The following is a 23907-nucleotide window of genomic DNA, read 5'->3' on the forward strand; positions in this document are numbered from 1 at the left end:
TATTTATTTTAGAACGATATAAACGTCCTTTTTTAGCATATTTTTCTTTTTACCAAAAAGGTATTATTTAGTTTGTTCATGAATGCTTCAAACTCCATTATGAGCTTTTTATTTTTAACCGGTTTGATCTTTGATTTTAAAGACTCAAAATTCCTATGCTTAGATAATGTTGCCATTTCTGAACAGTTGTTGTCAAAGGTAATATGAATAATGAACCGGAATCAATTCTGTAAACACTCAATCTCAAATGAAGTTGCCAAAAGCAATTCTAAACCACGGAGCTAGCAGAGAAGACCCAGCGGTAACGGAGGTGAAACGCTGACTAACCCGGTGTCATAGCTTTGTTCCCTCTATGGTCATATTCTTGAGCTTTTGGAGACAATTTCATGGTCAATGCGACGATCGTTGCTCAACTAGCCTAAAAGAAAAATAATTTTGAGACTGGCTCATTTTAAATTGTTATTGAAGCTTCTTGGCGTCCTCTAAAAATTTAGCCAGGCCTATATCGGTTAACGGATGTTTCAACAACCCGAGAATGGATTCCAGCGGGCTGGTAACCACGTGGGCGCCTGCTTCCGCACACCGGATAATGTGGTTGGGACTGCGCATAGAAGCGGCCAGTACCTGAGTCTTTATTCCCTGGATATTATAGATATGAACGATCTGCTCTACCAGTTGTATGCCATCCCATCCCGTATCATCAATACGGCCCACAAACGGCGATACATATTTTGCACCGGCCTTGGCACAAAGGATGGCCTGGCCCGCATTGAATACCAGGGTACAATTGGTTTTAATGCCGTTATCAGTAAACCATTTCATTGCTTTTACGCCCTCTTTGATCATGGGCACTTTTACCACTATATTCGGATGAATGGCCGCCAGCTTCTTACCCTCCTCAATAATGCCATCAAAAGTAGTGCTTACTACTTCTGCACTGATATCTCCGTCTACTATATCACAAATGTCTTTATAATGTTTCATGATAGCTTCCTGCCCGGTAATTCCTTCTTTTGCCATTAAGGAAGGATTGGTGGTAACACCGTCCAGTACGCCCAACGCATTGGCCTCTCTGATCTGGTCCAGATTGGCGGTATCAATAAAAAATTTCATAATATTTTATTTTTTAGTTGTTTACCAAAAGTACAATTTATAGGGCAATAAGAGCAATATAAATGACAATGACGTTTACTTAAGAGAACCTGAGACCCACGCGTTTCACGCGCAGTTATTCAAATTAAACCCTTTCAGGGTTATCCCCCCGCTTATGCGATTAACCGGGTAATACATTATTGGCGGAAACGATCCATTAACTGTCATTGGTTGCTGACAGTAGCACTGAAGCTGAAGTGTGTTCCGATAACTTTCGGAACAAGAAAGGCTGATAGTAGTGCGAAAGAAGAGCGCCTGATTGAGGGTATTAATTTGACCAACTAAAGTAGTAACTGAAAAATGCAGGAAGCTGGCTGGCGCAGGTAAAAAAATAAAAAAAGGCAGGCTACTCACATCGCGCCGCTACAACCACCTATCCTTGCTGTCTTCCGACCCTGGGGAGATTCGGTAGGAGCTGGCCGTATAAGACCTGCCGGCGGCAAATATAGGGTAAAGCAGGCAAAAGAAGGGAATTATTGTGCGGAAGCATGTGATATTTTTTGTATTTCTCACAGATGCCGCAGATTTACATAGAATTTGAAGGCATTCGTTGCGCCCTTGCGTCTTTGCGAGAAACCTCAGCCGCGGCGTCCCTGCTCCGCCGTATCGTTGCGAGAAATTTATTTCTCACAGATGCCACAGATTTACACAGATTTTTAAGGCAATTCGTTGCGTCCTTGTGTCTTTGCGAGAAACCTCAGCCGCGGCGTCCCTGCTCCGCCGTATCGCTGCGAGAAATTTATTTCTCACAGATGCCACAGATTTACACAGATTTTTAAGGCAATTCGTTGCGCCCTTGCGTCTTTGCGAGAAACCTCAATCGCCGCGCCACTGCTCCGCTGCGGCGCCGCGTGAAATCTATTTTTTATTTTCCTCCCGCAATACTGGTTTGCTGGTGGCGGCTTTGGAAACAAGTGTTTTTCCAAAACGGTTTTTAATGGCATCCACGGCCTTGTAAAGATTTAATTTATCCTCCTGCCGGCCGAACAGATCCATCTGCAACCCATCATCCGCCAGTTGGCTAAACCGGACGCCGATCAGTCGCACGGGCCTTCCTCTTTGCCAGGATCTTTCAAATATATCCTTTGCCTTTTGGATCAGTTCGTCGTCCAATGCGGTGTAAGGGATCGATTCCTGCCGGTTGGTGGTCTCAAAATTGCTGTAGCGGATCTTAACTGTTATACACCCTGTAAGCTTATTATCCTGCCGCAGGTCGAAGGCATTGCGCTCCGTAAGCCTGATCAGTTTCCCGTATAGGTATTCCAGATCGGTTTGGTTTTCATGAAATGTAGTCTCCCGGCTCATGCTTTTTTGATCCCAATGGGTTTCCACATCAGCGCTACCTAACCCCTGGGATTTTCTCCACAGCTCTTCGCCCCACTTCCCCAGTTGGCCAATCAGCAGGTCTTTTGGCGTCATTGCAATATCTTTAATGGTATGCAGCCCCATCCGGCGCAGCCGCTGTTCTGTTTGCCTGCCCACGCCGTTGATCTTTTCAATCCCCAGTGGCCACAGGAAATCCTTTTCCTTTCCCTGGGGTATTTCCAGGAACCCATTGGGCTTGGCTTCATTAGTGGCCATTTTGCTGATGAATTTTGCTGAAGATAACCCGCAGGAGATAGGCAGGTTAGTTTCTTTGATAATATACTCGCGCAATTCCCTGGCATACCGGCTCACCCCAAAAAATTTATCCATCCCGGTGAGGTCGCAATAGAATTCATCAATGGATGCTTTTTGGTAAAGCGGTACTTTTGATGCGATGATTTCCGTAACTATTTTTGAATACCGGCCATATTTTTCATGGTTCCCTTTCAATACAACTGCCTGTGGGCATAGTTTCATTGCAGTTTGCATGGGCATGGCGGAATGGACGCCAAATTTCCGGGCCTCATAGCTGCAGGTGGCTACCACACCCCGCCCCGAAGTACCGCCAACGATCACCGGCTTCCCCTTCAGCTCCGGTTTCAGGAGCAACTCCACGGATACGAAAAAGGAATCCAGGTCAAAATGAACAATATAACGATTGGCGGATGACACCAAACAAAATTAAAAGACAGGCACAGGTCGTTCCAAGTTATCTTCAATTATTTTTTTAAAAAAAATAGCAACGGCGGGAGGTCGTAATATTATGATTTTCAATATACATTTGATTTAAATCAAAAGAAATGTTGAAAAAGCCCTGTGTTTTTCATCTAATTTTCATTCTTTAACATTTCATTTGGCACAAGGTTTGACCTTGAAATAGTTTAAAAAAAATCCGTAAAACATGAAAAAAATAGTTTATCCGGTCCTTTTGTTTTTGATCGGAAGCGCTGTAGTGATTTCCTGCAGTAAGAATGCTTCTGATTCTAACTCCGGCATACCGGCAGGATCCCAGCGTTTATCCGTTTTTTTTACTGATGCTCCCGTTAGTTATGATTCTGTTCTGATCGATATCGTGTCGGTTGAAGCCAAAATGGATACTACCATTCATAAAGATGACGATCATTTTGGAGATAACGACCGGGATGATGATAACGACGACCTGAAATCAGGCGATCGGGATCACGATCATGACCACTATGGTACCTGGGTAAACCTGAATCTGGCAGCGGGTAAATATGATGTGTTGAAATTGAGAAATGGGTTAGATTCCCTTGTTGCCCAGGCCGATGTAAAAGGAACTGTTCGCAAAATCAGAATTAAATTAGGAACCGGCAGCTATTTGGTAAAGGGTGGAACACAATATCCGCTTAAATTGATTAATATGCGTAATGACAAGAACTATGTATATATCAATTTGCATGATGGAGACCGTGATGACAATATGCAGACCGTAAAAGTCTGGATAGATTTTGACCTGGGAAGATCGATCATCGAGCGAGACGGTAAGTTCTACCTGTTGCCCATATTGAGGCCTTTCTGCGATAGAAAGTCCGGTAGAATTGAAGGCAAAGTGCTGCCCCGTGATGCCTGGGCTGTTGTAAGAGCCATTAGCGCTACAGCGGATACTTCCAGCGCATTACCCGACAAAGAAGATGGTGAATTTAAGATCCGGGGACTGAAAAATGGCACCTATAAAGTGTTGTATCAGTCTACCAACGGTTACAAGGATACGGCTATCAACAACGTGGTAATTACAAACGGCAAAGAGGTTGATCTGCCCACTGTTACTATGCACAAGTAGTTTTACATAATAAATAAGACCCGGTGAAGCGCCCCTGAGTTGTTGGGGCGCTTCTTTTTTGTACATCAATAGCCGGGAGACCGGGAAGGTTTGTGGTTAACTGCTTCAAATTTATCATCTTGCCGCCTTCCCCGGCGACAAAAAATGCCCCTTACCCCAGGTAGATATCCAGCAGGCCTTCGGGCAGCCTTACGGTGATGTTTTTATATTTGTGATCTACTTTTTTCAGGCTTTCTTCGTGCAGGGGTATATAAACTTCTTTTCCATGAACCAGCAGCCGGCAGAGCACCTGGTGGGGTTGTTCAATAACTTCCAGGATCTTTCCCAAAACCTGTTTATCGTCTTTAACCGTGTACCCTAAAAGACTTATGGGCGCAGTTCTGTTGGCATATTTTTTAAAATCATCTTCACTTAGCCATACTTCTTTTTGCAATAGCGGTTTGGCGGCTTCCGGCGTGCTGATGTCTTCCAGTTTTAGATATACTTCTTCATCGTTTTTTACACGTGTGGTTGTTACAAACCAGGGGATCAGGCTCCCGGCTTTGTCTTTTATCAATATTTTTTCAAGGCCTTCCAGCCCGGTATTGCCCAACGCATGTCGTAAGACCAGTTCTCCCTTTAGTCCGAATACGCCCGTTAATTTACCGATACTGATATTTTGTAGTTGCGGTTTCATTTTTTAGATAAAGAACTTTGTTTAAAATTAGTTTAAACAACTTCAGAGAGCAATTAACTAAAAAAAGCGGCACAGGGCCGCCTTTTCGATTTCAGAACTTTTTTCTACTATTCGCTGTTACCTTCTGCAGTTGCATTAGGGGCTGATTCTTCTCTTGGAGCTGCAGCTCTGCGCGGCGCGGCGCTTGCCACCCTACGTTTCGCTTTTCTTTCCTCAATAGCTTTTGCAGTGCGTTTTTTAATCTGCTCGTCATGTTCAGCGCTCCATGCAGTGAATTTCTGCATAGCGGCTGCCTCGTCAAACAGACCCAGTTTTACTCCGCGCAGTAAGTGCTTCAGGTATAATACCCCTTTAAAACTTAAAATACGACGAACCGTATCAGTTGGAGTGGCTCCTTTGTTCAGCCATTCCAAAGCTTTCTGGCGATCCAGCTCAATTGTAGCAGGAATTGTCAGCGGGTTGTACGTACCTAATTTTTGAATGAACTTACCATCACGGGGGCTTCTGGCGTCTGCCACTACAATGAAGTAGAAAGGTCTTTTCTTTGACCCGTGTCTTTGCAATCTAATTTTAGCTGCCATTTTAAATAGAAATTTAAGGCTTGTTTAAAAATAAAAATTAATCCCAACAATATTGTTTGGGGTGTCAAAAGTAATTATTTTTTTGGTAAAGACCGGCAGTTTTCAACAGCTTTTAAAAAAAAAGACCGATTTTAAGATTTTATTATTAAAGAGGCGTAATGATGTGAAAATTTTCAAAGCGGAAATCGAAAAAACGGTCCGGATCTGGCCTTAAGCCCATTCTTTTGTAAAGCATTACGCTTTCTTGATCCTGCAGTGCTTTAAAATGGTATGGTTTCCCTGCTTACTTATTATCGTTTTTGATCAGGACACTCTTTTAAATTTTCCATCGCTCCTTTGCGTAATTTTACGGTTGAAAAATTTAATGTACGTTTGCAGGCATTTTTGAAGCTCAGGAAGTGCCTGAACGTTCAATAGGTAAATATTTATAGAAACAAACAGCAAATGTTTAATAATCTACAGGATAAATTAGAATCGGCCTTTAAAAATCTGAAAGGGCAGGCGCGTATTACGGAGCTGAACGTTGCTTCAACTATTAAAGAAATTCGCCGGGCGCTGGTGGATGCGGATGTGAACTATAAAATAGCCAAGGAATTTACAGATAAGATCAGGGAAAAGGCAACAGGCGAAAAAGTGCTGAACGCGATCAGTCCCGGTCAGTTGATGGTTAAAATCGTAAAGGATGAGCTCACCGAACTGATGGGCGGGGAGGAAGCCGTTTTTAATGCCAAAGGGAATCCTGCGGTGATCCTGATCGCCGGATTGCAGGGAAGTGGTAAAACCACCTTTAGCGGTAAACTGGCCAATTATCTGAAAAGTAAAAAGGGTTTATCGCCGCTGCTGGTGGCGGCGGATATTTATCGCCCGGCGGCGATGGAACAGTTAAGGGTGTTAGGGGAGCAGATCGGAGTGGAAGTATATATTGAGCCGGAAAATAAAGATGCCGTAAGCATTGCAAAGAATGCCATTGCCGAATCAAAATCAAGAAATAAGAACGTTATCATTATTGATACGGCCGGACGCCTTGCGGTTGATGAGCAGATGATGACGGAAGTGGCCGATATTAAAAATGCCGTTAACCCGCAGGAGATCCTGTTTGTGGTAGACAGCATGACCGGTCAGGACGCGGTGAATACGGCAAAAGCCTTTAATGAACGCCTTGACTTTTCGGGTGTAGTGCTCACAAAGTTAGACGGTGATACCCGTGGTGGTGCGGCATTGTCTATTAAGTATACGGTAAATAAACCGATCAAATTTGTAAGTAACGGTGAAAAAATGGATGCGCTGGATGTGTTTTATCCGGAACGGATGGCACAACGTATCCTGGGTATGGGAGATATCACAACCCTTGTAGAGCGCGCCCAGCAACAGTTTGATGAAGAGCAGGCAAAAAAACTGGAAAGCAAGATCCGCAAGAACAAATTTGATTTTGCGGATTTTAAAGCGCAGTTGGACCAGATCAAAAAGATGGGTAATATGAAGGACTTGCTGGGGATGATACCCGGTGTGGGCGCCAAGATTAAAGACCTCGACATCAGCGATGAAAGCTTTAAGGGCATTGAAGCGATGATTGATTCTATGACTCCTGAAGAGCGTAGCAACCCGGATATTATTAATGGCAGCCGTCGCAAACGCATTGCCACAGGTAGTGGAAAAGATATCGCAGAAGTAAACGCCTTTATGAAGCAGTTTGAACAAATGCGCGACATGATGAAGAACATGAATAAAATGGGCGCTTTTGGCCGCATGATGCCGGGCATGGGAAAATTTAAAATGCCTTCGTAGGAAGTGTATTTTAAAATTGCAGGTTTAGCATTGGTTGTATTGCTGAAAGCAATAGAATAAGGCTTCGGAACTACAAGTTCCGAAGAGCATAAATTAAGGAGGGGTCCCGTTCTTTGATGACGAGGTCCCTTTCTTCGTTCGGGATGACGGCAAAAATTAATGATCAAATCCCTTAAACCCCGGATCTACTATACGTTTCCAATCCGGATGCCGTTTAATATAGGCAAATACAAAAGGACATAAAGGAATAAGGGTCTTGCCACTTTGCTCTATGTATTCCAGTGTTTTTTCTACAAGGGTAGTACCCACGCCTTTGCCTTCCAGCGCTGCAGGAACTTCAGTATGAACCAATGTAATGTGGTGGGGTGTTTCATTAAAACGGATAAAGGATTTATGCCCTTCTACAGTTAACTCAAATTGTTTGGCGGCGTCATCTTTTATCAATGGAAGCCCTATATATTCTGCTTTCATAATACTTATTTATTTTATTTTTATAACTAACCGCTTGCCGGGAGAAAGGGGTTGGTTCCAGGCGGTTTGAATGTTTTCCAAAGGGGCAGTATCTATTTCAATATTGAGTTTTTTTGCCGCAGCTAACCGAAACGCTTCCGGCAGCAGTAGGGTATTAAACTCCTGGAAGTCTTGTGGCGACAGGCTCCCGAACCCCGAGCCCAAAATTTCAATATCGCTGCTGCGTAAAGCGCCTGAACTTAACAGGAGTGAATCGCCGGCCATAGCACCCACCGTAACGATCACTGTTTTAGCCGCTACATGATCTATTCCCGCCCCCATTAATGCTTCAAGGAGCAGGGTTGCGGGTTTACCCCATAGGTAATCGATAACACTATCAATATGTTCTTGTTTATGGATGGCTTTTATCTGGCTAATGATTGTGTTATCGTCTTCTAAAAGAGAAATGGTATGGTCTGCGCCCAGTTCCCGTGCCCGCTCCAACTGGCGGGCATTGCGGCCTGTAGCAATAACTGTTTTTGCCCCATAGTATTTTGCCAACTGCACTGCTACAGTACCCGTAACGCCGGTTGCTCCGTTGATGAGCACTGTGCTGCCCTGCGTGATCTTTGCGCGGCATTTTAATGCCATAGCAGAACCGATCACTGCGTTGGGGAGCGCGGCCGCAATAGCCGGATCGATACCTTCTGGCAACGTTATATATTTCCCTTTATGGATCAGCGCTTTTTCAGCGATCGTACCGGAAATTCCCTGTGCGTATATGATGCTTCCGTCCGGCAAAGTGCCCACACCATCAATACCGACCACCGCGGGCAGGTTGGTGTAGTTTGCATAATGAGTGCCTGCAGCCCTTGCCTTATCCAAATTTTTTACGGATGCTGCTATAAGGGTCATCAATTCCTGATCCCCTTCCGTGATAACGGGGTCCAGAAAATCTTCATATACGGGTGGGGTGCCCAGCTTTTTTAAGACGGCAGCTTTCATTTTATATCTTTAAGTTTTACATTCGGAGATTGCTGCGGTAAGGGAACAAAGCCCGTTTCGCCGGGGATCAAAGGGAATGACTGTTGCTGCCAATCCAGCTTCGCCTGCTCAATAACGTCCCTGTTTGAACTTACAAAGTTCCAGTAGATAAAACGTTCTTCCGGTAACGGTTCTCCTCCAAAAATAAAAACCGTTGTATCGTCTGTTGTTTCAAAAGAACATAAGGTACTGTCTTTGGCGATCAGTATTTGCCTGGGACCGTATGTGTGCCCGTCGCAGATGATGCTCCCCTCTAGAATATACAAGCCACTTTCGCCATAAAGATGCTGACCAATATTCAGCTTTTGCCCTTTAGGAGTTACAATTTTTATAAAGTACTGCGGACTGTAAACGGGAACCGGGGAGGTTTTCCCAAATGCGGTTCCGGAGATCAGTTTAATGGTGGCACCCTCTTGTTCCCAGGCGGGGATATCCTTTGCTTCTACATGCGTGAAGGACGGATCCATTTGCTCCAATTCTTTTGGCAGGGCTACCCATATCTGCAACCCGTGTAACCGTTTGTCTGTATGCCGCAGGTATTCCGGTGTTCTTTCTGAATGCACCACACCCCTGCCGGCTGTCATCCAGTTTACAGCGCCAGGTTGTATCTCCACTGCTGTGCCCAGGCTGTCCCGATGCATTACGGAGCCTTCAAAAAGATAGGTGAGGGTAGAAAGCCCGATATGCGGGTGTGGCCCTACATCCAGGTTTTGATAATCTTTTAGCTCCGCAGGCCCCATGTGGTCAATAAAAATAAATGGACCCACCATCCGTTTTTGACGAAAAGGCAGCAGGCGCCCAACGAGGAAGTTGCCGATGTCCGCGGCACGCTCTTCAATGATCATCCCGATATTTGACATGCTTTGTTTTTTGCTTATTTAATTAACCAATACCCGGTTCATTCATACCAGCGCATTACGAAATTAGTTTAATTTCCGGTTACAGGTTCCAGGTTGCCTGATGCTACATGGCGCGGGCATATAAACGGTTTGGCCACGAATGCAATGACTATTCCATTTGCAAAATTATGAACACGTATGTTTATTTTTTTAATTCATTCGTGCATTTGTGGCGGCTTTAAGATTTGTATGTTTGCCCCGGACCTGGGTTTCCTGATGCCAGATCCATCGCGCCTTTGCGCCCTAGCGGTTCATCCTATTTACTATAATGTACCAAACTTACCGGCCTGGAAATCTTCCATCGCTTCGTAAATCTCTTCCTGCGTATTCATTACAAACGGTCCGTATGCTGCGATGGGTTCTTCAATGGGCTCCCCGCTTAAAAGCAATACCAATGCATCATCTGCGGCTTTAATAGTGATCGTTTCTCCTTCATTATTAAAGTGTACAAAACTATGTTCCGTTGCCGCTTCGCCATTTACCTCCACATTCCCTTTTATGATCAGTAATGCAGTGTTATAATTGGCGGGTAAATGGGTAGTTACTTCGCCGCCGGCATTCAATTGGATATTGGAAAGGTGAACAGGGCTATAGGTTTTAGCCGGACCATCTACTCCATTAAAAGACCCGGCAATAACGGTTACCATGCCGCCATTGTTGGGGATGACATATTTTCCCATACTATCCTTGCTGATGGCCTGGTAGTGCGGAGCCTCCTGTTTATATTTTGCAGGAAGGTTCACCCACAATTGCACCATTTCAAACGGGCCTCCTGTTTTTGAAAAGGCTTCTTCATGAAACTCCTTGTGCAGGATGCCCGAACCAGCGGTCATCCACTGTACATCTCCTTCGCCAATAATACCTCCGCCGCCACTGCTATCGGCATGCTGCACCTTGCCCTTGTAGGCAATGGTTACGGTTTCAAACCCTTTGTGCGGGTGCGCCCCAACGCCCCTGGGAATGGCTGAAGGCCCGAAATTGTATTCAGGGTTAAAATCCAGCACCAGGAAAGGGCTGATGACGCGTCTTCCGGTAGCGGAAGGAATAAATCCGTATACTCTGAATCCGTCGCCCACCATATGTGGCTGTGCGGGCCGGGGCGTTATTTTTGCTATTGTTTTTTTCATTATTGCTACTCCTTTTTGATTGAAGTTGTTTAGAATTTCGAATGTGTTGTATTTCCCGCTGATTTTCGCAGAAGATCAATCTGCGGGAAAGCCAGGTTCGACATTGTTTCTGTTTAAAATTTAAATGACTTGATTTATAAAATTTCAATTTTTATTTCCGGTTGCTTCAGCCCGTCGTCGATAACGGAAAAAGAAGAACGCGGCGCTGTTGCTTTTTCATTTAAGAAACCAGTTATCTCTTTGGTCAATGCGGCTTCTTCATTTTCTGTATAAGTGATCCACATGCTATCCTGCTCCTGCAGGGAAAGCAGCTTTTTTAATTTTGCTTCGTCGCTGCCGGTTAATAGCCCATCAGGTGCTACCAGTACTTCAAAGTTGAACTGTTGCATTTTCTCGATGGCTTCTTCAGTAGTTGCCGCGGGAACAATATTCCAGTCTATTTGTTCTTTTAAACGGGCTGTAGCGGTATCACTCAATACTATGCCGAGAATTTCTGTTTTCATTGTATTTGCTCCTTTTCTATAAAGGTACAACGATGAAAACGCAAAAAAATTAATCCAGGTTAAGTGGAGAAGGGGGCTCACAGATTACGCAGATTTACACAGAATAATGAATTAATCTCTTTGCGGCAGTAAATAGAAACGAATTCAGCAATAGCATTATGACATAAGCACTTCGGCTTATTATGAGTATACAACAGAAGACTATTGATTGGCGAGAACTTTTGCAACGATCTCATCCAGCATAGCCTGATTTTTTTCAATGAACAACAGGCCGGCCTGGCGCAGGTGCTCGACGTTTACGGCCGTTGCGTTGTCCATATCTGAAAGCGCCTCGTGCAAGGGAGGCTCCAGCCGGTAATAATCTTTTGAATCTTTGTGTGATAAAGTGCCATAGATCTGCTTTAACTGGTAGTCAACAGTTTCGGCGTTGCCAGACATTAGTATATCAATGATGGGTTCTATCCATTTTATCTCACCTGCATTTTTCAGTTCATTAAAGTGGTAAGGCTTTTTTACCGTACCAGTGCCGATGGATATGATCAGCATGTCCTTTGCAGAAGGCTTGTCGGGTTTACCGGGGTTATTCAGCAAACTGGAGAAGTCTATTTTTCGTACTTCGGCATAAGCACAGAGCGCAGGGTTATTGGCAAATACCCCTCCGTCTACCAGGTTAAATGTTTGCCCGGTTTGGGATTGTATCCGGGCAGGTTCAAAGTAGGTGGGAGCAGCAGAAGTGCTGCGGGCCACGTCAATGGCGTAAAAATTTTCGATCTCATTGATCTTCGCATCACAACTGGTGAAGAAATGCGCATTGCGCGAAGTGACATCGTAACTGGTGATCAGACAGGGTTTTATAAATTCGCTCAACAGGGTTTGTCCGAACAGATCTTTAAAATTCTTTTCCAGTGCATCCGCGGAATATTTTTCTGAAACCAGGCTCCAGGGATTTATAATTTTATGAAAGATATTTTCTTTGAAAATATCCTGCCCTTCATGTAAATAAAGCTGCACTGCCTGTTCCGCACAATATTTTGCTTTCCCGTTCAGGTCAGGTATAAGGTAGGCGCAGGCGAGGATACCGCCGGTGCTGGTGCCGGCAATAAAATCAAAATAATCACCGATTTTCAGGTTGCTATTGCTCCGGGTTTGTAGTTGCTTTTCCAGGTAAGTGAGGATCACTCCGGGGATAATGCCGCGTATGCCACCGCCGTCAAGGGAAAGAATACTGACTTTTTTCATGTTTGTTTTTTAAGAGGTAGTGAAAAAATGTGCACCCAGGGCTTTCCGTCAATTGCTGCGCTCGTAGTTGGCTGCACCGCTTTTGTCAATAAAATTAACGGATGTGTTTAATAGGTACTATCGCTAATTTGCGGTATTTTTCAGCAAGTAAGGCGTGCAGGCAATAACCCTCAGAAAAGCTAAACCCCGGATTCCAGGCGGATCATCCGTTCACTGCTTTTGTTCGGTCCTGCTTAAGCTCAGCATTGATTGTCCGGTTCGTTACGGGAAGGTTTGTGGATCGCTGCTATTGCTGAGGTCATTAAATTATTTTTTTCAAAGTAGTTAATTTACCTTTTAGCGGTGGATAGGCGAGGGGAATATCCGGCCACGCCGTTGTTCTTAAAACACTTTTTATATGACTGAAGGTTTCGAAGGAATAGCGCCCGTGATAACGCCCAATGCCGCTGTTGCCGCGGCCTCCAAAGGGAAGGTGCTTGTTCAGGTAGTGCATGCCGGTAGTATTTACGCACCCTCCTCCAAAAGGAACGGCCTGCAACCATTGTGCAGCTTCTTTTTTGTTGTTGGTAAAAATATAAAAGGCTAGCGGGTTCTCGTGTTGCTGCATCATATTCCTGGCTTCTTCATCCGTTGTGTAAGGGATAACCGGGAGCAAAGGCCCAAAGATCTCTTCCCGCATTACAGGGGCGTTCAACGATGGGTTGTCAATAATTGTGGGGGCAATAAATAATTCTTCTTCATTATGCTCGCCACCATGGAGGAGCACTTCGTTTTCCATGAGCTTTTTCAGGCGGCTAAAATGATTGTGGTTGACAATGCGGCCAAAGTCATAACTGGTAATGGGGTTCGGGCCGTAAAACTGTACAATTGTTTCCTTCAGCAAACCGATGAATTCATCTTTTACGGAGGTATGTACCAATAAATAATCGGGCGAAATGCACAATTGCCCGGCATTGGAAAACTTAACGTTCGCAATACGTTTGGCTGCTGTTTTTAATGAGGCGTTTGAGGTAACGATGCAGGGGCTTTTGCCGCCCAGCTCCAGCGTTACCGGCGTTAATTGCGCAGCGGCTTTCTGGTAAATGATCCGGCCCACCGCTGTGCCCCCGGTAAAAAAAACATGATCGTAGCGAAATGCATCCATCAGTTCGGGAATAACCGTAGCGCCTTCTCCCGGAGCGTATAAAATGTATCTAGGGTTAAACGTTTCTCCAATGATGGTGCTCATAACTTTTTCAGTAGCACCGGCCAATTCGCTTGGTTTTAGTACCACACAATTGCCCGCGGCAATGGCGCCGATCAGCGGCATAAAAAGGAGCTGGAACGGGTAGTTCCAGGGGGCAATGATCAATACGACACCTAAGGGCTCGGGGTACAGGAAGCTTTTCCCGGGAAAGTTAATGAGGTTGGTAGGTACGCTTTTCGGCTCCATCCAGTCTTTCAGTTCTTTCAATGTTGCGGCAATTTCAGAAAGTACCATGCCTGTTTCTGTTATCCAAACTTCTTCTTTGCTTTTATGCAGATCTTCAAACAGGGCGGCATTCAACGCTGCTTCATGTTTCAGGATGCTTGCTTTTAATAGCTGTAGTTGTTCCCGCCTGAAATCAAAAGAGCGGGTGGCGCCGGTATTATAAAAACCGCGCAGGGCATTGAGCTGATTGGTGAATCCGGTCATGGTTGATTCCGTTTAGCTTTTGCAGGTATCTGCTGAGCAAATGTCGATAAGATTTTTAAAAGGATCAAAAGAAGCACACTAATTCTATTGGTCTCCCCGTAGCAGCAATAAGCAACGCAAGCAAGGCGCTTTTATTTGAATGCCACAAACGAAGCAAAACAAAGATTTTTATGAAGAATATCCACTGATCTGAAACCCGCTTGTTTAAGCAGATTGGCCTGATACATCACACTCCGGGGACTGTCTTCCTGTTCAATATAAGCAAATACCTGGTCGCGGTAGGTAGCGTCTTTCAATGAAGCCAGGTAATGACCATAACGTTCTTTAAAAAGTAATCCTTGTATCGCCGGGTGCTCCTGCGCCACCAGGTCAAAGATCCAGAGGCTCCCTCCGGGTCTTAACAAATGGTATAAACGGGCAAAAGCGGTTTCCCAATCGACATCATCTCTTAAATGATGGAGGACGGCCGTTGCAATAATAGCATCAAAGCTGTTTTCCTCAAGCGGGATCGTCCTGAAATCGCCTTTTACCGTTTGTACCATGCCGGTAGTTAATGGCTGTATGCGCTCCCGTGCTTTATCCAGCATAGGCTGGCTCAGGTCTGCAAGCGTTATATCAGGATTGGTGATCATTTTGCTTAAGAGCTTCACCGGGTAATTTCCTGCACCGCAACCAATATCCAATATTCTTTTTGGATGCGGATCCATCGCGGCAATGCCATCGGTGATCAGTTCCATTGTAAAGCTGGCATCCAATGTAGTTTGCTGGCCGGTTTCCAGGTTGGAGAAACGCGCCACGTCCTTGTCGAACCGGGCTTCAATTTCCTCGATTGTCGATTTGTTGTGCATCTCTTGTTTATTTAGAAATCAAAAGTAGGCTGCCGATGCTACTTTTGAAATACTATTTTTTGTTACTCCTTAAAGGATGGATACTATTTTTCTTTTGTCACAGCAGCACAGACACATTGAGCATTGCTGCGATTCACTGGGGCTGAGGCTTTCTATAATGAAGAACCTGTGCTTAAAATTGATAGCGGTTAGTGTTCAGAATAATGTTATGCTCAATGAGTAAAGATTGCTGAAATACCGTATCTTTCATAAGTGAGGATAAATGACCCGTTTCCCATTCTTGGAATTAAAGAATTCAATGATCAACAACAGGCTGATGACAGTTTGTTGTACCATGAGCTGCATGGGGAGCGGATCATTGAAAAGCCGCATAAGCATGATTTTTTTATTTTTCTCCTGTTTGAGAAAGGTAGTGGTGTTCACGCTATTGATTTTATTGACTATAAAGTAAAAAACCACCAGATGCACCTGCTTTTTCCAGGCCAGGTGCACAGTTGGCATCTGGGGAAAAACACGTCGGGCTATCAGTTGATGATCAGCCGGCCCATTTTTGAAACCTTTTCGGATTCTCTGAGTTTTTCATTTATCCTGCACCAGCATCACCCGGTCATTGATCTTCCTGGCCAGGTTTTTCAGAAACTATTATATGAATTTCTGGCTGTCAAAGAGGAGTTGAGCCAAAAGCCGGTGCAATGGGGGGTAGTAAACCTCCGGATACGGTTGATAGCTCAGTTTATATACCGGGAAGCCGAGAAAAAATTTAAAGAACTGGAGGTATACCTTACCAAACCTATCTTATATAAATATCACACCCTGGTGGATCTTTATTTTAAAGAACAAAAATCAGTGGCGTTTTATGCAAGCCAACTGCATATAACGCCCAACTATCTTAATATCCTTTGCAAACGGCATTTTCATGTGCCAGCCATGTTCCTGATCCAGAACCGGACGATCCTGGAGGCAAAAAGGCTGATGAAAGCATCCGACCAATCGGTAAAGGAAATCGCCTATGAACTGGGCTTCAGTGACCTTGCCTATTTTTCTAATTTCTTTAAAAGTCAGACGGGGCTGTCGCCCCGTGATTTCCGGGAGCGGTTATAAATCTTACAAGTAATGGAATAAATGCCACATCCGTAGCGTACCGTTGGAGAGGTAATTTTGTATAAAATTTTTACGCTATATGACTCCCAGATCCATTTCCAGGAAGAATTTTATAAAAAACTCCTCTGTACTTTTAGCCGGGGCAGGTTTGCTGGCTACAGGCTCTGCGGGGGCTACCAACGATAAGCCGGTTACAACGGTGGGTAAAACCCTGCTGTTAAAAAATGTGCGGCTGGAAACCGGCTTTGAATATGAAGAAGGAGAAGTGGTGCATACCAAAACCGATCTGTTCCTGGTGGAGATAGCTGAGGGAAAAATAAAAGCAGTGTTACCCAATAAGCCGGACGCCAAAGCCATTGATGCCAGGGGCGCCCTGATGCTTCCGGCGTTTAAGGATATGCATATTCACCTGGACAAAACGTTTTACGGCTTACCCTGGAAGGCGCATTTGAAAAAAAACAGGTCGGTAAAGGATATGATCGCCTTTGAACAAAAAGTGATCCCGGAACTGCTGAAAACTTCTACCGCCCGGTCTGAGCTATTGATAGAATTGTTGCAATCCAAAGGAACCAGTTTTGCCCGGAGCCATGTAAATATAGAACCCACCTCAAAGCTGGATTCCCTGACCCACCTGCAAAAAGCGCTGGAAAATAAAAAGGATTCTTTTGGAGCAGAACTGGTAGCCTTCCCGCAACATGGGATTTTTTATACGGATTCTGCTGCGCTAATGAAAGAGGCGGCGCAGACGAATATTGATTTTATTGGCGGACTGGACCCTGCCACCATCGATGGCAGCATTGAAAAAAGCATGGACTTTGTGGTGCAACTGGCGCTGGATCATAATAAAGGGATCGATATTCATTTGCATGAAGTGGGTGAATCGGGATTGAAAACAGTGGAATACCTGATTCAAAAGGTAAATGAGAACCCGGTATTAAAGGGCAAGACCTTTGTGAGTCACTGTTTTTGCCTGGCTAAGCTGGATCAGTCAAAACTGGAAGCAACTGCGGAAAAGCTGGGCGATGCAAAAATGGGGATTATGTCCACGATTCCCTTTGGAAGCACGATTATGCCTATCCCAACGCTTTATAAATATGGGGTAGATGTACGTGCGGGCAACGACTGTATTATCGACCACTGGAGCACTTTCGGATCGGGAAGCGTGCTGCAAAAGACCAATCTTGCCGCACAGTTATATGGATATCGTACAGAATTTGATCTGTCAAGAATATTAAAGCTGGCTACACATAATATACTCCCGTTGGATGATAAAGGTAACCGGCAATGGCCTGTGGCGGGTGATAAAGCTGACCTGGTACTGGTAGCCGCCAGTTGTTCTGCGGAAGCGGTGTCCCGCATAGCGCCGGTTCAGTCGTTAATTTACAATGGATCTGTTGTGTTTGGATAATTGAATATCCAGGATAATAAAATCTGGTTAAAACTAAGGTGAGATGATACAGCTAATGGCTGTTTCCTACTGTTCAAATAAGAAAAAGCCCTCCGGGGCTTTTTTGTTTTAGTTATAAATTACACAATAAATGGCATAAATCCTGCATCAGGGCGGATTTATCAATAAGTAGTTTTGCAGGTATTTATTGATATGGACAGTGCAACAAACAATATCGCAGCTATTTCTTCTGAGAAGCGGGTTCTGCTCGTAAAAGGGAAAAGAAAACCGCCTCCGGACCTGGCTCATCCGCCGCTTACCCGTGGTACGCTTTGGCTGATGACCATAGCAACCGGAGTTGTGGTGGGGAATAATTATTACAACCAGCCGCTATTGGGGTTAATGGCGAAGGATTTTGGTGTTACCGAAAGCCATATCAGCAGTCTGGCAATGCTAACCCAGCTTGGGTTTGCCTTTGGGCTGTTGCTGATCGTTCCGTTGGGCGATATGGTGAAAAGGAAACGGCTGATCCTTTTTGATTTTCTGTTAATCATTGTTTCGCTGTTGGGTATGACGTTTGCGCCAACCATAGGCTGGTTGTTGGTTGCGGGGTTTATGGTGGGTTTTACTTCGGTACTTCCCCAACTGTTTGTGCCGATGGCGGCCGAGTTGGCCAACCCCGAAAAACGAAGCGCTGCGATTGGAATGGTGATGAGTGGATTGCTGCTGGGTATTTTATTGTCGCGGGTGATAAGTGGATTTGTGGGGGATCTGTGGGGCTGGAAAGCGATGTTTTATATTGCTACGGTTTGCATGGTGGCGCTTGCCGTTCTGGTGGCGGTTAAACTGCCGGAAGTGCCTCCGCATTTTAAAGGCAGCTATCGCTCATTAATGCAATCACTGTTGCAGCTTACCCGGACGCAGCCCGTATTGCGTCTGGCGGCCTTTCGCGGGGCAATGGGCTTTGCAGGATTTAGTGTTTTCTGGACTACTCTTGTCTTTCACCTGGAAAATGCGCCCTTCCATGCAGGGGCCGCTATTGCCGGCTCCTTCGGGATAATAGGAGCCGTGGGCGCGCTGGCCGCTGCTGTAGTGGGCCGGGTGGCAAAAAGCGTGGAGCCATTCCGGATTATTTTATATGCTGTTCTTATGTTAACAGCAAGCTGGGGTATTTTCTATATCGGAGGCTATACCTATATCGGACTGGTCCATGGTGTTATTTTACTTGACCTGGGTTTGCAGTCGATGCACATCATGAACCAGTCGTCATTTTTTTCATTGGGGCTGGGCGCGGCCAACCGGTTAAATACCGTTTATATGGTCAGCTATTTTATGGGCGGCGCTGCCGGCACCTGGCTGGCTGCAAAAGCCTGGAAGTATGCACAATGGGATGGGGTGGTGGCTGCGGGGGTGTTTTTTACCCTGCTGGCATTGGCGGCACATTTATTGTACGGCCGCAAACAGAAAGTGGCGATCTAAACGGGTCCATGTTCGGGTTCTATTGTGCAAAGATGTAATTTCTTTGTATCTTGTTACAAAGATAACCTGATGAAACACCCGTTATATTACCGTATTGCGCTTACGTTGGTGCCCCATATCGGCCCTGTAATAGCCCGTCTTCTATTGCAGCAGTTGTCGCCTGAAGAAATTTTTACGGAGAAGCGATCCGTTTTGGAGCGCATTGAAGGGTTAGGGAAAATGCGCTCGTGCTGCATTAAGCAATTTTCCGATTTTGAAAGAGTGGAAAAAGAGATCGCCTTTATTGAGCAGTATAAGATCAGCCCTTTGTTTATTACTGATGCTGCTTATCCGCAGCGGTTACTGCAGTGCTATGATGCGCCAACAATGCTCTACTACAGGGGTATCGCGGATCTGAATACTTCAAGGATTGTGGCTGTTGTGGGCTCCCGCATGCACACGGATTACGGAAAAGAAATTTGCGGAAAACTGGTAGGCGATCTGGCAGACAGTGGAGTGTTGGTCGTTAGCGGCCTTGCCTATGGGATTGATTCCCTGGCGCATAAGTGTGCGCTTGACGCCCAATTAAATACGGTTGGTGTACTGGCGCACGGACTGGATAAGATCTATCCGCCGGGTCATACCACTATGGCAAAGGAAATGATTGAGCAGGGCGGCTTGCTGACCGAGTTTGAAACAAAAACAAAACCCGACCGGCATAACTTCCCCAGCCGGAATCGTATTGTGGCCGGAATGAGTGATGCTACCATTGTTGTGGAAACGGATGTTAAAGGGGGCAGCATGATCACCGCCGAATTAGCCAATGGGTATAACAAGGATGTTTTTGCATTTCCAGGCCGGGTGGCTGATAAAAAGAGCAGCGGTTGCAATTATCTTATAAAAACCAACCGCGCGAACCTGCTTACCGACGGTAAACAATTGCTGGAAACGATGGGCTGGGCGCCACTGAAAACGAGAACAGCAAAAAGGCAAACGCGGGAGCTGTTTATTAATTTGACATCCGAAGAACAACTGATCATCGACCTGTTAAAGAAAAAAGACAAGGCAGATATTGATGAGATCCATTTAAAATCAGGGTTGAGCAGCAGTACCGTTGCCGTTGCCATGCTGAACCTGGAGCTGCAGAATGTGATCCAGGCGTTGCCGGGGAAAATGTATAAGTTGCTTTAAAACAAAAAAGCTGTTTCAGCCGTGAAGCCGGTAAAACGGGAAGCTCATTTCTAAGGCTTCCCTTATATATAGAAGTTGTTTAAACCTTTGGAAACGGTAATGTTTCCCGCAGATATCTACGCCAATTTTTTGCGCAGATTTTCGCAGAAAATCAATCTGCGAGGATCTGCGGTGTATTCAGTCTGCCTATAATCAGCGGGAAATTAGACATTCCTCAATTTTTTTTTAAAGGCTAAACGGCTTCATGGTTTTATTCCTTTCCTTTTCTTTTCGGCGGCAACGTGATCCAGTTCCTGCCTTCGCGCGCGATCAGTGCTTCGGCATCTTCCGGCCCCCAGGTGCCCGGAGCATAGTTGGGGAAATCAACCGGCGGGCGGTTCTCCCAGGTATCCAGGATGGGCTCAATAACCTCCCAGGCAACTTCCACCTGGTCGCCCCGCATAAACTGTGTAGGGTTGCCCATTAAGGCATCCAGCAATAAGGTTTCGTAAGCCTCCGGCTGCGGTTCGTGATAACTGTCAGCATAGCTGAATACCATGTTTACCGGGTTCAGCGACATCGTTTGTCCCGGGCGCTTAGCCTGGAATAATAAGCGGATATCTTCTTCCGGCTGTATGCTGATGGTAAGGCGGTTGGCACGCCAGGTTTCAGTGGCCTCCGGGGGGAAAGCATATTTGGGCGCTTCCTTAAACTGGATGGTAATGAGCGTGGTTTTTTCAGTCAGGTATTTTCCGGTACGCACATAAAAAGGAACCCCCTGCCAGCGCCAGTTATCGATATAAAATTTAACGGCTGCGAATGTGTCTACGTTTGAGTTGGGTGCCACGCCCTTTTCTTCCCGGTACGCTTTTTCCTGCTGCCCCTGTATCCAGCCGGAGGAGTATTGCCCGCGAACGGCATACCGTTGTACTTCTTCTTTTTTTATTTTGCGGATGGCATTCAATACATCCGATTTTTTATTGCGTATTTCATCGGCTTCAAAGGAAACCGGCGCCTCCATGGCTACCATGCACAATAATTGGAGAATATGGTTCTGCACCATATCGCGCAAAGCGCCCGAGCGTTCGTAATAACCACCCCGGTCTTCCACACCAACAGTTTCCGCCGCGGTGATCTGCACATGGTCAATATAATTCCGGTTCCAGATCGGTTCAAACAAAGCATTGGCGAAGCGCAACGCCAGGATATTTTGCACGGTTTCTTTTCCGAGGTAGTGGTCGATACGGTAGATCTGGCCCTCATCAAAAAGGTTGGTCAGCAATTTATTCAATTCCTGGGCGCTCTTCAGGTCATGTCCAAAGGGCTTTTCCACCACGATGCGCGAGCGGAGGATATCTTTTGCTTTGGTTAATTTGTTCAGGTTGGTTGCAATTTCCGGTACCAGTTGCGGGGCCACAGCCAGGTAAAAAAGCACATGCGCGCTCACCTTCCAGCTAGTTTCATAATTGCTGATTATGGTGGCGATGCCTTCATAATCGGCAGGATTATCCACATCCATCCTTAAGTAGGAAATGCTTTGCGCGAATTTTTCCCAGCTCCCGTTCTGATCATCCTTTCTCCGCGAAAACTCGTTAATACCATTCAGCAGGTGCTCCCGGAATTTTTCATCAGAATAATCGGTTCGCCCTGTTCCCACAATGGCAAATTGCCCGGGCATTAAGCCATCCATCCAAAGATTATAAAGAGCAGGAGTCAATTTACGCTGATTCAGGTCGCCGCTGCCGCCAAATATAAAAATGATGGTAGGCTCCGGCTTTTTAGTATTATAGTTTTTTACCATGATCGTATACGCTGAATTAATAAATACAGTGTACAAAAGTAGGGCTAAAACAAATTGATCAGCTATCTTATCCTATTATTCTGATAGAATAGTGTGCTGACAACGATTGCGTAGAGCCGTAAACATATGTTTGTTATGTAACAGAATTGTAAATCTTCCTCGGGTATCCAAAATTCATCATTTCACATTTTCTTTTCCCTTACCTTTGCACATGGCAACAAGAAAATCTTCTGCAGCTACTGCAAACAATTCCAAGATCGCCTTTGAGGGCTTAACTTTTGATGATGTTTTACTGGTTCCGGCTTATAGCCAGGTGTTACCGCGCGAGGTAGACACCCGTACCCGTCTTACCAAAGACATTACCCTAAATATCCCTATTTTATCAGCAGCAATGGACACCGTTACCGAAGCGGCGCTGGCCACGGCTATTGCGCGGGAAGGCGGCCTGGGCATTTTGCATAAAAATATGTCTATCGAACGGCAGGCAGAACAGGTGCGCAGGGTAAAACGGAGTGAAAGCGGACTGATCCTGGACCCGATTGTGCTGCAGGAAGATGCCGTTATCGGCGATGCCTTACAACTGATGGCAGAAAATAAGATCGGTGGTATCCCTGTGGTAGATAAGAATAAAAAACTAAAGGGCATTTTAACCAACCGGGATCTGCGTTTTGAAGATAACCCCGCGCGCAAGGTGACCGAAGTAATGACCAGTGTGAACCTGATCACCGCACCGGAAGGAACGGATCTGAAAAAAGCCAAGACGATCCTGCGCCAGCACAAAGTGGAAAAATTGCCCGTAGTAGATAAGCAGGGAAAACTGATCGGGTTGATCACGTATCGTGATATCTTACAGGTAACTTCTTTTCCTAATGCCATAAAAGATTCATTTGGGCGATTGCTGGTAGGCGCCGGGGTAGGTATCACCGGCGATGTGCTGGATCGCATTGACGCCTTGCAGCACGTAGGGGTAGATGTAGTGGTGTTAGACAGTGCGCACGGACATACAAAAGGAGTGCTGGATGCGCTTAAAAAAGTAAAAAGAAGTTTTAAGAAATTAAATGTGGTGGCGGGGAATGTGGGCACTGCAGCAGGCGCCATTGCCATGGCCGATGCCGGCGCAGATGCGGTGAAGATCGGTATTGGCCCGGGATCTATCTGCACCACCCGAATTGTTGCAGGTGCGGGTATGCCGCAATTGACGGCGATTATGGAAGCCGCTTCCGGACTGAAAAAGAAAGGTATTCCGCTTATTGCTGACGGGGGTATCCGCTACACGGGTGATCTTGTAAAGGCTTTGGCGGCTGGCGCCGATTGTGCGATGATGGGAAGCATCTTTGCGGGTACAGAAGAAAGCCCGGGTGAAACCATCATTTTTGAAGGCCGTAAATTTAAAGCGTACCGCGGTATGGGATCGCTGGGCGCAATGGCCAAAGGCAGCAGCGACCGTTATTTCCAGGATCCGGAAGATGATGTTAAGAAATTTGTACCCGAGGGTATCGAAGGGCGGGTGGCCTATAAAGGAACATTGAAAGAAGTCATTTACCAATACACCGGTGGCTTACGTGCCGGCATGGGTTATTGCGGCGCCAAAAATATTGCAGCGCTCCAGAATGCAAAATTTGTAAAGATCACCAACGCCGGTATGAACGAAAGCCATCCGCATGATGTGGATGTTACGAAAGAAGCGCCGAACTACTCAAGGAAATAATTTGGGGTGAATAGGTAGTAGTGAGTGGTGAATGGGGCGGTTTCATTGGGCAATATCGTTACACAAGAATTTGGCTACTCCCCTGGGAGCTATCTGTTTATAGCTTCGTTGAATGACATGGGTTCGGGCTCCATAGG

Annotated in this window: 20 protein-coding genes and 1 other RNA gene; 7 read left to right on the forward strand and 14 right to left on the reverse strand. The window is 45.6% G+C overall.

Annotation, left to right across the window (positions count from 1 at the left end):
- Nucleotides 1-459 precede the first annotated feature (459 nt).
- The 3 genes from fsa to dinB all read right to left on the reverse strand — a co-directional run bounded on the left by fsa (nt 460) and on the right by dinB (nt 3189).
- On the reverse strand, nt 460-1113 hold the full coding sequence (gene fsa / locus NIASO_RS16915) for a fructose-6-phosphate aldolase (RefSeq protein ID WP_008587936.1): 654 nt from the start codon (nt 1111-1113) through the stop codon (nt 460-462).
- Nucleotides 1114-1488: 375 nt separating this feature from the next.
- Nucleotides 1489-1588: signal recognition particle sRNA small type (ffs, locus tag NIASO_RS19975), an RNA gene on the reverse strand.
- Nucleotides 1589-2010: 422 nt separating this feature from the next.
- Nucleotides 2011-3189 (reverse strand): DNA polymerase IV, encoded by a 1179-nt coding sequence (gene dinB, locus NIASO_RS16920; RefSeq protein WP_008587938.1) that lies wholly within the window; start codon nt 3187-3189, stop codon nt 2011-2013.
- Nucleotides 3190-3418: 229 nt separating this feature from the next.
- On the opposite strand from dinB, the gene NIASO_RS16925 reads away from it, so the two are divergent.
- Nucleotides 3419-4318 carry a DUF4382 domain-containing protein gene (locus NIASO_RS16925; protein WP_008587941.1) on the forward strand — a complete coding sequence of 300 codons (900 nt, stop codon included), beginning with the start codon at nt 3419-3421 and terminating at the stop codon, nt 4316-4318.
- Between the two features lie 151 nt (nt 4319-4469).
- Here the strand turns inward: NIASO_RS16925 and NIASO_RS16930 are convergent, their stop codons facing one another.
- Both NIASO_RS16930 and rpsP read right to left on the reverse strand, forming a co-directional pair.
- On the reverse strand, nt 4470-4994 hold the full coding sequence (locus NIASO_RS16930; protein ID WP_008587943.1) for a ribosome maturation factor RimM: 525 nt from the start codon (nt 4992-4994) through the stop codon (nt 4470-4472).
- A gap of 107 nt (nt 4995-5101) precedes the next feature.
- Nucleotides 5102-5575 carry a 30S ribosomal protein S16 gene (rpsP, locus tag NIASO_RS20590; protein ID WP_008587944.1) on the reverse strand — a complete coding sequence of 158 codons (474 nt, stop codon included), beginning with the start codon at nt 5573-5575 and terminating at the stop codon, nt 5102-5104.
- A 444-nt stretch (nt 5576-6019) separates the two neighbouring features.
- Here rpsP and ffh point away from each other — a divergent pair, with 444 nt between their 5' ends.
- Nucleotides 6020-7360, forward strand: a complete 1341-nt coding sequence (ffh, locus tag NIASO_RS16940) for a signal recognition particle protein (RefSeq protein ID WP_008587946.1) — start codon at nt 6020-6022, stop codon at nt 7358-7360.
- 156 nt (nt 7361-7516) lie between these two features.
- On the opposite strand, the gene NIASO_RS16945 is transcribed toward ffh, so the two are convergent.
- From NIASO_RS16945 to NIASO_RS16980, 8 genes are all read right to left on the reverse strand, one after another.
- Entirely contained in the window at nt 7517-7831 is a 315-nt protein-coding gene (locus NIASO_RS16945) for a GNAT family N-acetyltransferase (RefSeq protein ID WP_008587948.1), read from the reverse strand.
- 9 nt (nt 7832-7840) lie between these two features.
- Complete coding sequence (locus NIASO_RS16950) at nt 7841-8815, reverse strand: quinone oxidoreductase family protein (protein WP_008587950.1); 975 nt, start codon at nt 8813-8815, stop codon at nt 7841-7843.
- Nucleotides 8812-9714, reverse strand: a complete 903-nt coding sequence (locus NIASO_RS16955) for a pirin family protein (protein ID WP_025299088.1) — start codon at nt 9712-9714, stop codon at nt 8812-8814. Before NIASO_RS16955 ends, NIASO_RS16950 begins: the two co-directional genes overlap by 4 nt.
- Before the next feature lie 302 nt (nt 9715-10016).
- Complete coding sequence (locus tag NIASO_RS16960) at nt 10017-10880, reverse strand: pirin family protein (RefSeq protein WP_008587954.1); 864 nt, start codon at nt 10878-10880, stop codon at nt 10017-10019.
- Nucleotides 10881-11014: 134 nt separating this feature from the next.
- A complete protein-coding gene (locus tag NIASO_RS16965) occupies nt 11015-11383 on the reverse strand; it encodes a hypothetical protein (RefSeq protein WP_008587956.1) in 369 nt (122 codons plus the stop codon).
- Between the two features lie 201 nt (nt 11384-11584).
- A complete protein-coding gene (locus NIASO_RS16970) occupies nt 11585-12622 on the reverse strand; it encodes a patatin-like phospholipase family protein (RefSeq protein ID WP_008587959.1) in 1038 nt (345 codons plus the stop codon).
- A gap of 301 nt (nt 12623-12923) precedes the next feature.
- Nucleotides 12924-14297: an aldehyde dehydrogenase gene (locus tag NIASO_RS16975; RefSeq protein WP_008587962.1), complete on the reverse strand. Its 1374-nt coding sequence runs from the start codon at nt 14295-14297 to the stop codon at nt 12924-12926.
- A 131-nt stretch (nt 14298-14428) separates the two neighbouring features.
- The gene (locus NIASO_RS16980) at nt 14429-15145 is read right to left on the reverse strand and encodes a class I SAM-dependent methyltransferase (RefSeq protein WP_008587963.1); all 717 of its coding nucleotides are present in this window, start codon (nt 15143-15145) and stop codon (nt 14429-14431) included.
- 252 nt (nt 15146-15397) lie between these two features.
- On the opposite strand from NIASO_RS16980, the gene NIASO_RS16985 reads away from it, so the two are divergent.
- The 4 genes from NIASO_RS16985 (at nt 15398) to dprA (ending at nt 20282) form a co-directional block, all read left to right on the forward strand.
- Nucleotides 15398-16246: an AraC family transcriptional regulator gene (locus tag NIASO_RS16985; protein ID WP_008587965.1), complete on the forward strand. Its 849-nt coding sequence runs from the start codon at nt 15398-15400 to the stop codon at nt 16244-16246.
- Nucleotides 16247-16325: 79 nt separating this feature from the next.
- Nucleotides 16326-17654 (forward strand): amidohydrolase, encoded by a 1329-nt coding sequence (locus tag NIASO_RS16990; RefSeq protein WP_008587966.1) that lies wholly within the window; start codon nt 16326-16328, stop codon nt 17652-17654.
- Between the two features lie 174 nt (nt 17655-17828).
- On the forward strand, nt 17829-19112 hold the full coding sequence (locus tag NIASO_RS16995; protein WP_245605200.1) for an MFS transporter: 1284 nt from the start codon (nt 17829-17831) through the stop codon (nt 19110-19112).
- 69 nt (nt 19113-19181) lie between these two features.
- Complete coding sequence (gene dprA / locus NIASO_RS17000) at nt 19182-20282, forward strand: DNA-processing protein DprA (RefSeq protein WP_008587970.1); 1101 nt, start codon at nt 19182-19184, stop codon at nt 20280-20282.
- Nucleotides 20283-20532: 250 nt separating this feature from the next.
- Here dprA and zwf read toward each other — a convergent pair whose 3' ends face one another.
- Nucleotides 20533-22062: a glucose-6-phosphate dehydrogenase gene (gene zwf, locus NIASO_RS17005; RefSeq protein WP_008587972.1), complete on the reverse strand. Its 1530-nt coding sequence runs from the start codon at nt 22060-22062 to the stop codon at nt 20533-20535.
- A 211-nt stretch (nt 22063-22273) separates the two neighbouring features.
- Between zwf and guaB the strand changes: the two genes are divergently transcribed.
- Complete coding sequence (gene guaB / locus NIASO_RS17010; RefSeq protein WP_008587973.1) at nt 22274-23770, forward strand: IMP dehydrogenase; 1497 nt, start codon at nt 22274-22276, stop codon at nt 23768-23770.
- The last annotated feature ends 137 nt before the right edge of the window (nt 23771-23907 follow it).

It is taken from the genome of Niabella soli DSM 19437 (genome assembly GCF_000243115.2).
GTDB classification, from domain to species: domain Bacteria; phylum Bacteroidota; class Bacteroidia; order Chitinophagales; family Chitinophagaceae; genus Niabella; species Niabella soli.

Coding starts and splice junctions, on each gene's coding strand:
- fsa (WP_008587936.1), bottom strand. CDS start 1,113: ATGAAATTTTTTATTGATACCGCCAATCTGGACCAGATCAGAGAGGCC.
- NIASO_RS16925 (WP_008587941.1), top strand. CDS start 3,419: ATGAAAAAAATAGTTTATCCGGTCCTTTTGTTTTTGATCGGAAGCGCT.
- NIASO_RS16930 (WP_008587943.1), bottom strand. CDS start 4,994: ATGAAACCGCAACTACAAAATATCAGTATCGGTAAATTAACGGGCGTA.
- rpsP (WP_008587944.1), bottom strand. CDS start 5,575: ATGGCAGCTAAAATTAGATTGCAAAGACACGGGTCAAAGAAAAGACCT.
- ffh (WP_008587946.1), top strand. CDS start 6,020: ATGTTTAATAATCTACAGGATAAATTAGAATCGGCCTTTAAAAATCTG.
- NIASO_RS16945 (WP_008587948.1), bottom strand. CDS start 7,831: ATGAAAGCAGAATATATAGGGCTTCCATTGATAAAAGATGACGCCGCC.
- NIASO_RS16950 (WP_008587950.1), bottom strand. CDS start 8,815: ATGAAAGCTGCCGTCTTAAAAAAGCTGGGCACCCCACCCGTATATGAA.
- NIASO_RS16955 (WP_025299088.1), bottom strand. CDS start 9,714: ATGTCAAATATCGGGATGATCATTGAAGAGCGTGCCGCGGACATCGGC.
- NIASO_RS16960 (WP_008587954.1), bottom strand. CDS start 10,880: ATGAAAAAAACAATAGCAAAAATAACGCCCCGGCCCGCACAGCCACAT.
- NIASO_RS16965 (WP_008587956.1), bottom strand. CDS start 11,383: ATGAAAACAGAAATTCTCGGCATAGTATTGAGTGATACCGCTACAGCC.
- NIASO_RS16970 (WP_008587959.1), bottom strand. CDS start 12,622: ATGAAAAAAGTCAGTATTCTTTCCCTTGACGGCGGTGGCATACGCGGC.
- NIASO_RS16975 (WP_008587962.1), bottom strand. CDS start 14,297: ATGACCGGATTCACCAATCAGCTCAATGCCCTGCGCGGTTTTTATAAT.
- NIASO_RS16980 (WP_008587963.1), bottom strand. CDS start 15,145: ATGCACAACAAATCGACAATCGAGGAAATTGAAGCCCGGTTCGACAAG.
- NIASO_RS16990 (WP_008587966.1), top strand. CDS start 16,326: ATGACTCCCAGATCCATTTCCAGGAAGAATTTTATAAAAAACTCCTCT.
- dprA (WP_008587970.1), top strand. CDS start 19,182: ATGAAACACCCGTTATATTACCGTATTGCGCTTACGTTGGTGCCCCAT.
- zwf (WP_008587972.1), bottom strand. CDS start 22,062: ATGGTAAAAAACTATAATACTAAAAAGCCGGAGCCTACCATCATTTTT.
- guaB (WP_008587973.1), top strand. CDS start 22,274: ATGGCAACAAGAAAATCTTCTGCAGCTACTGCAAACAATTCCAAGATC.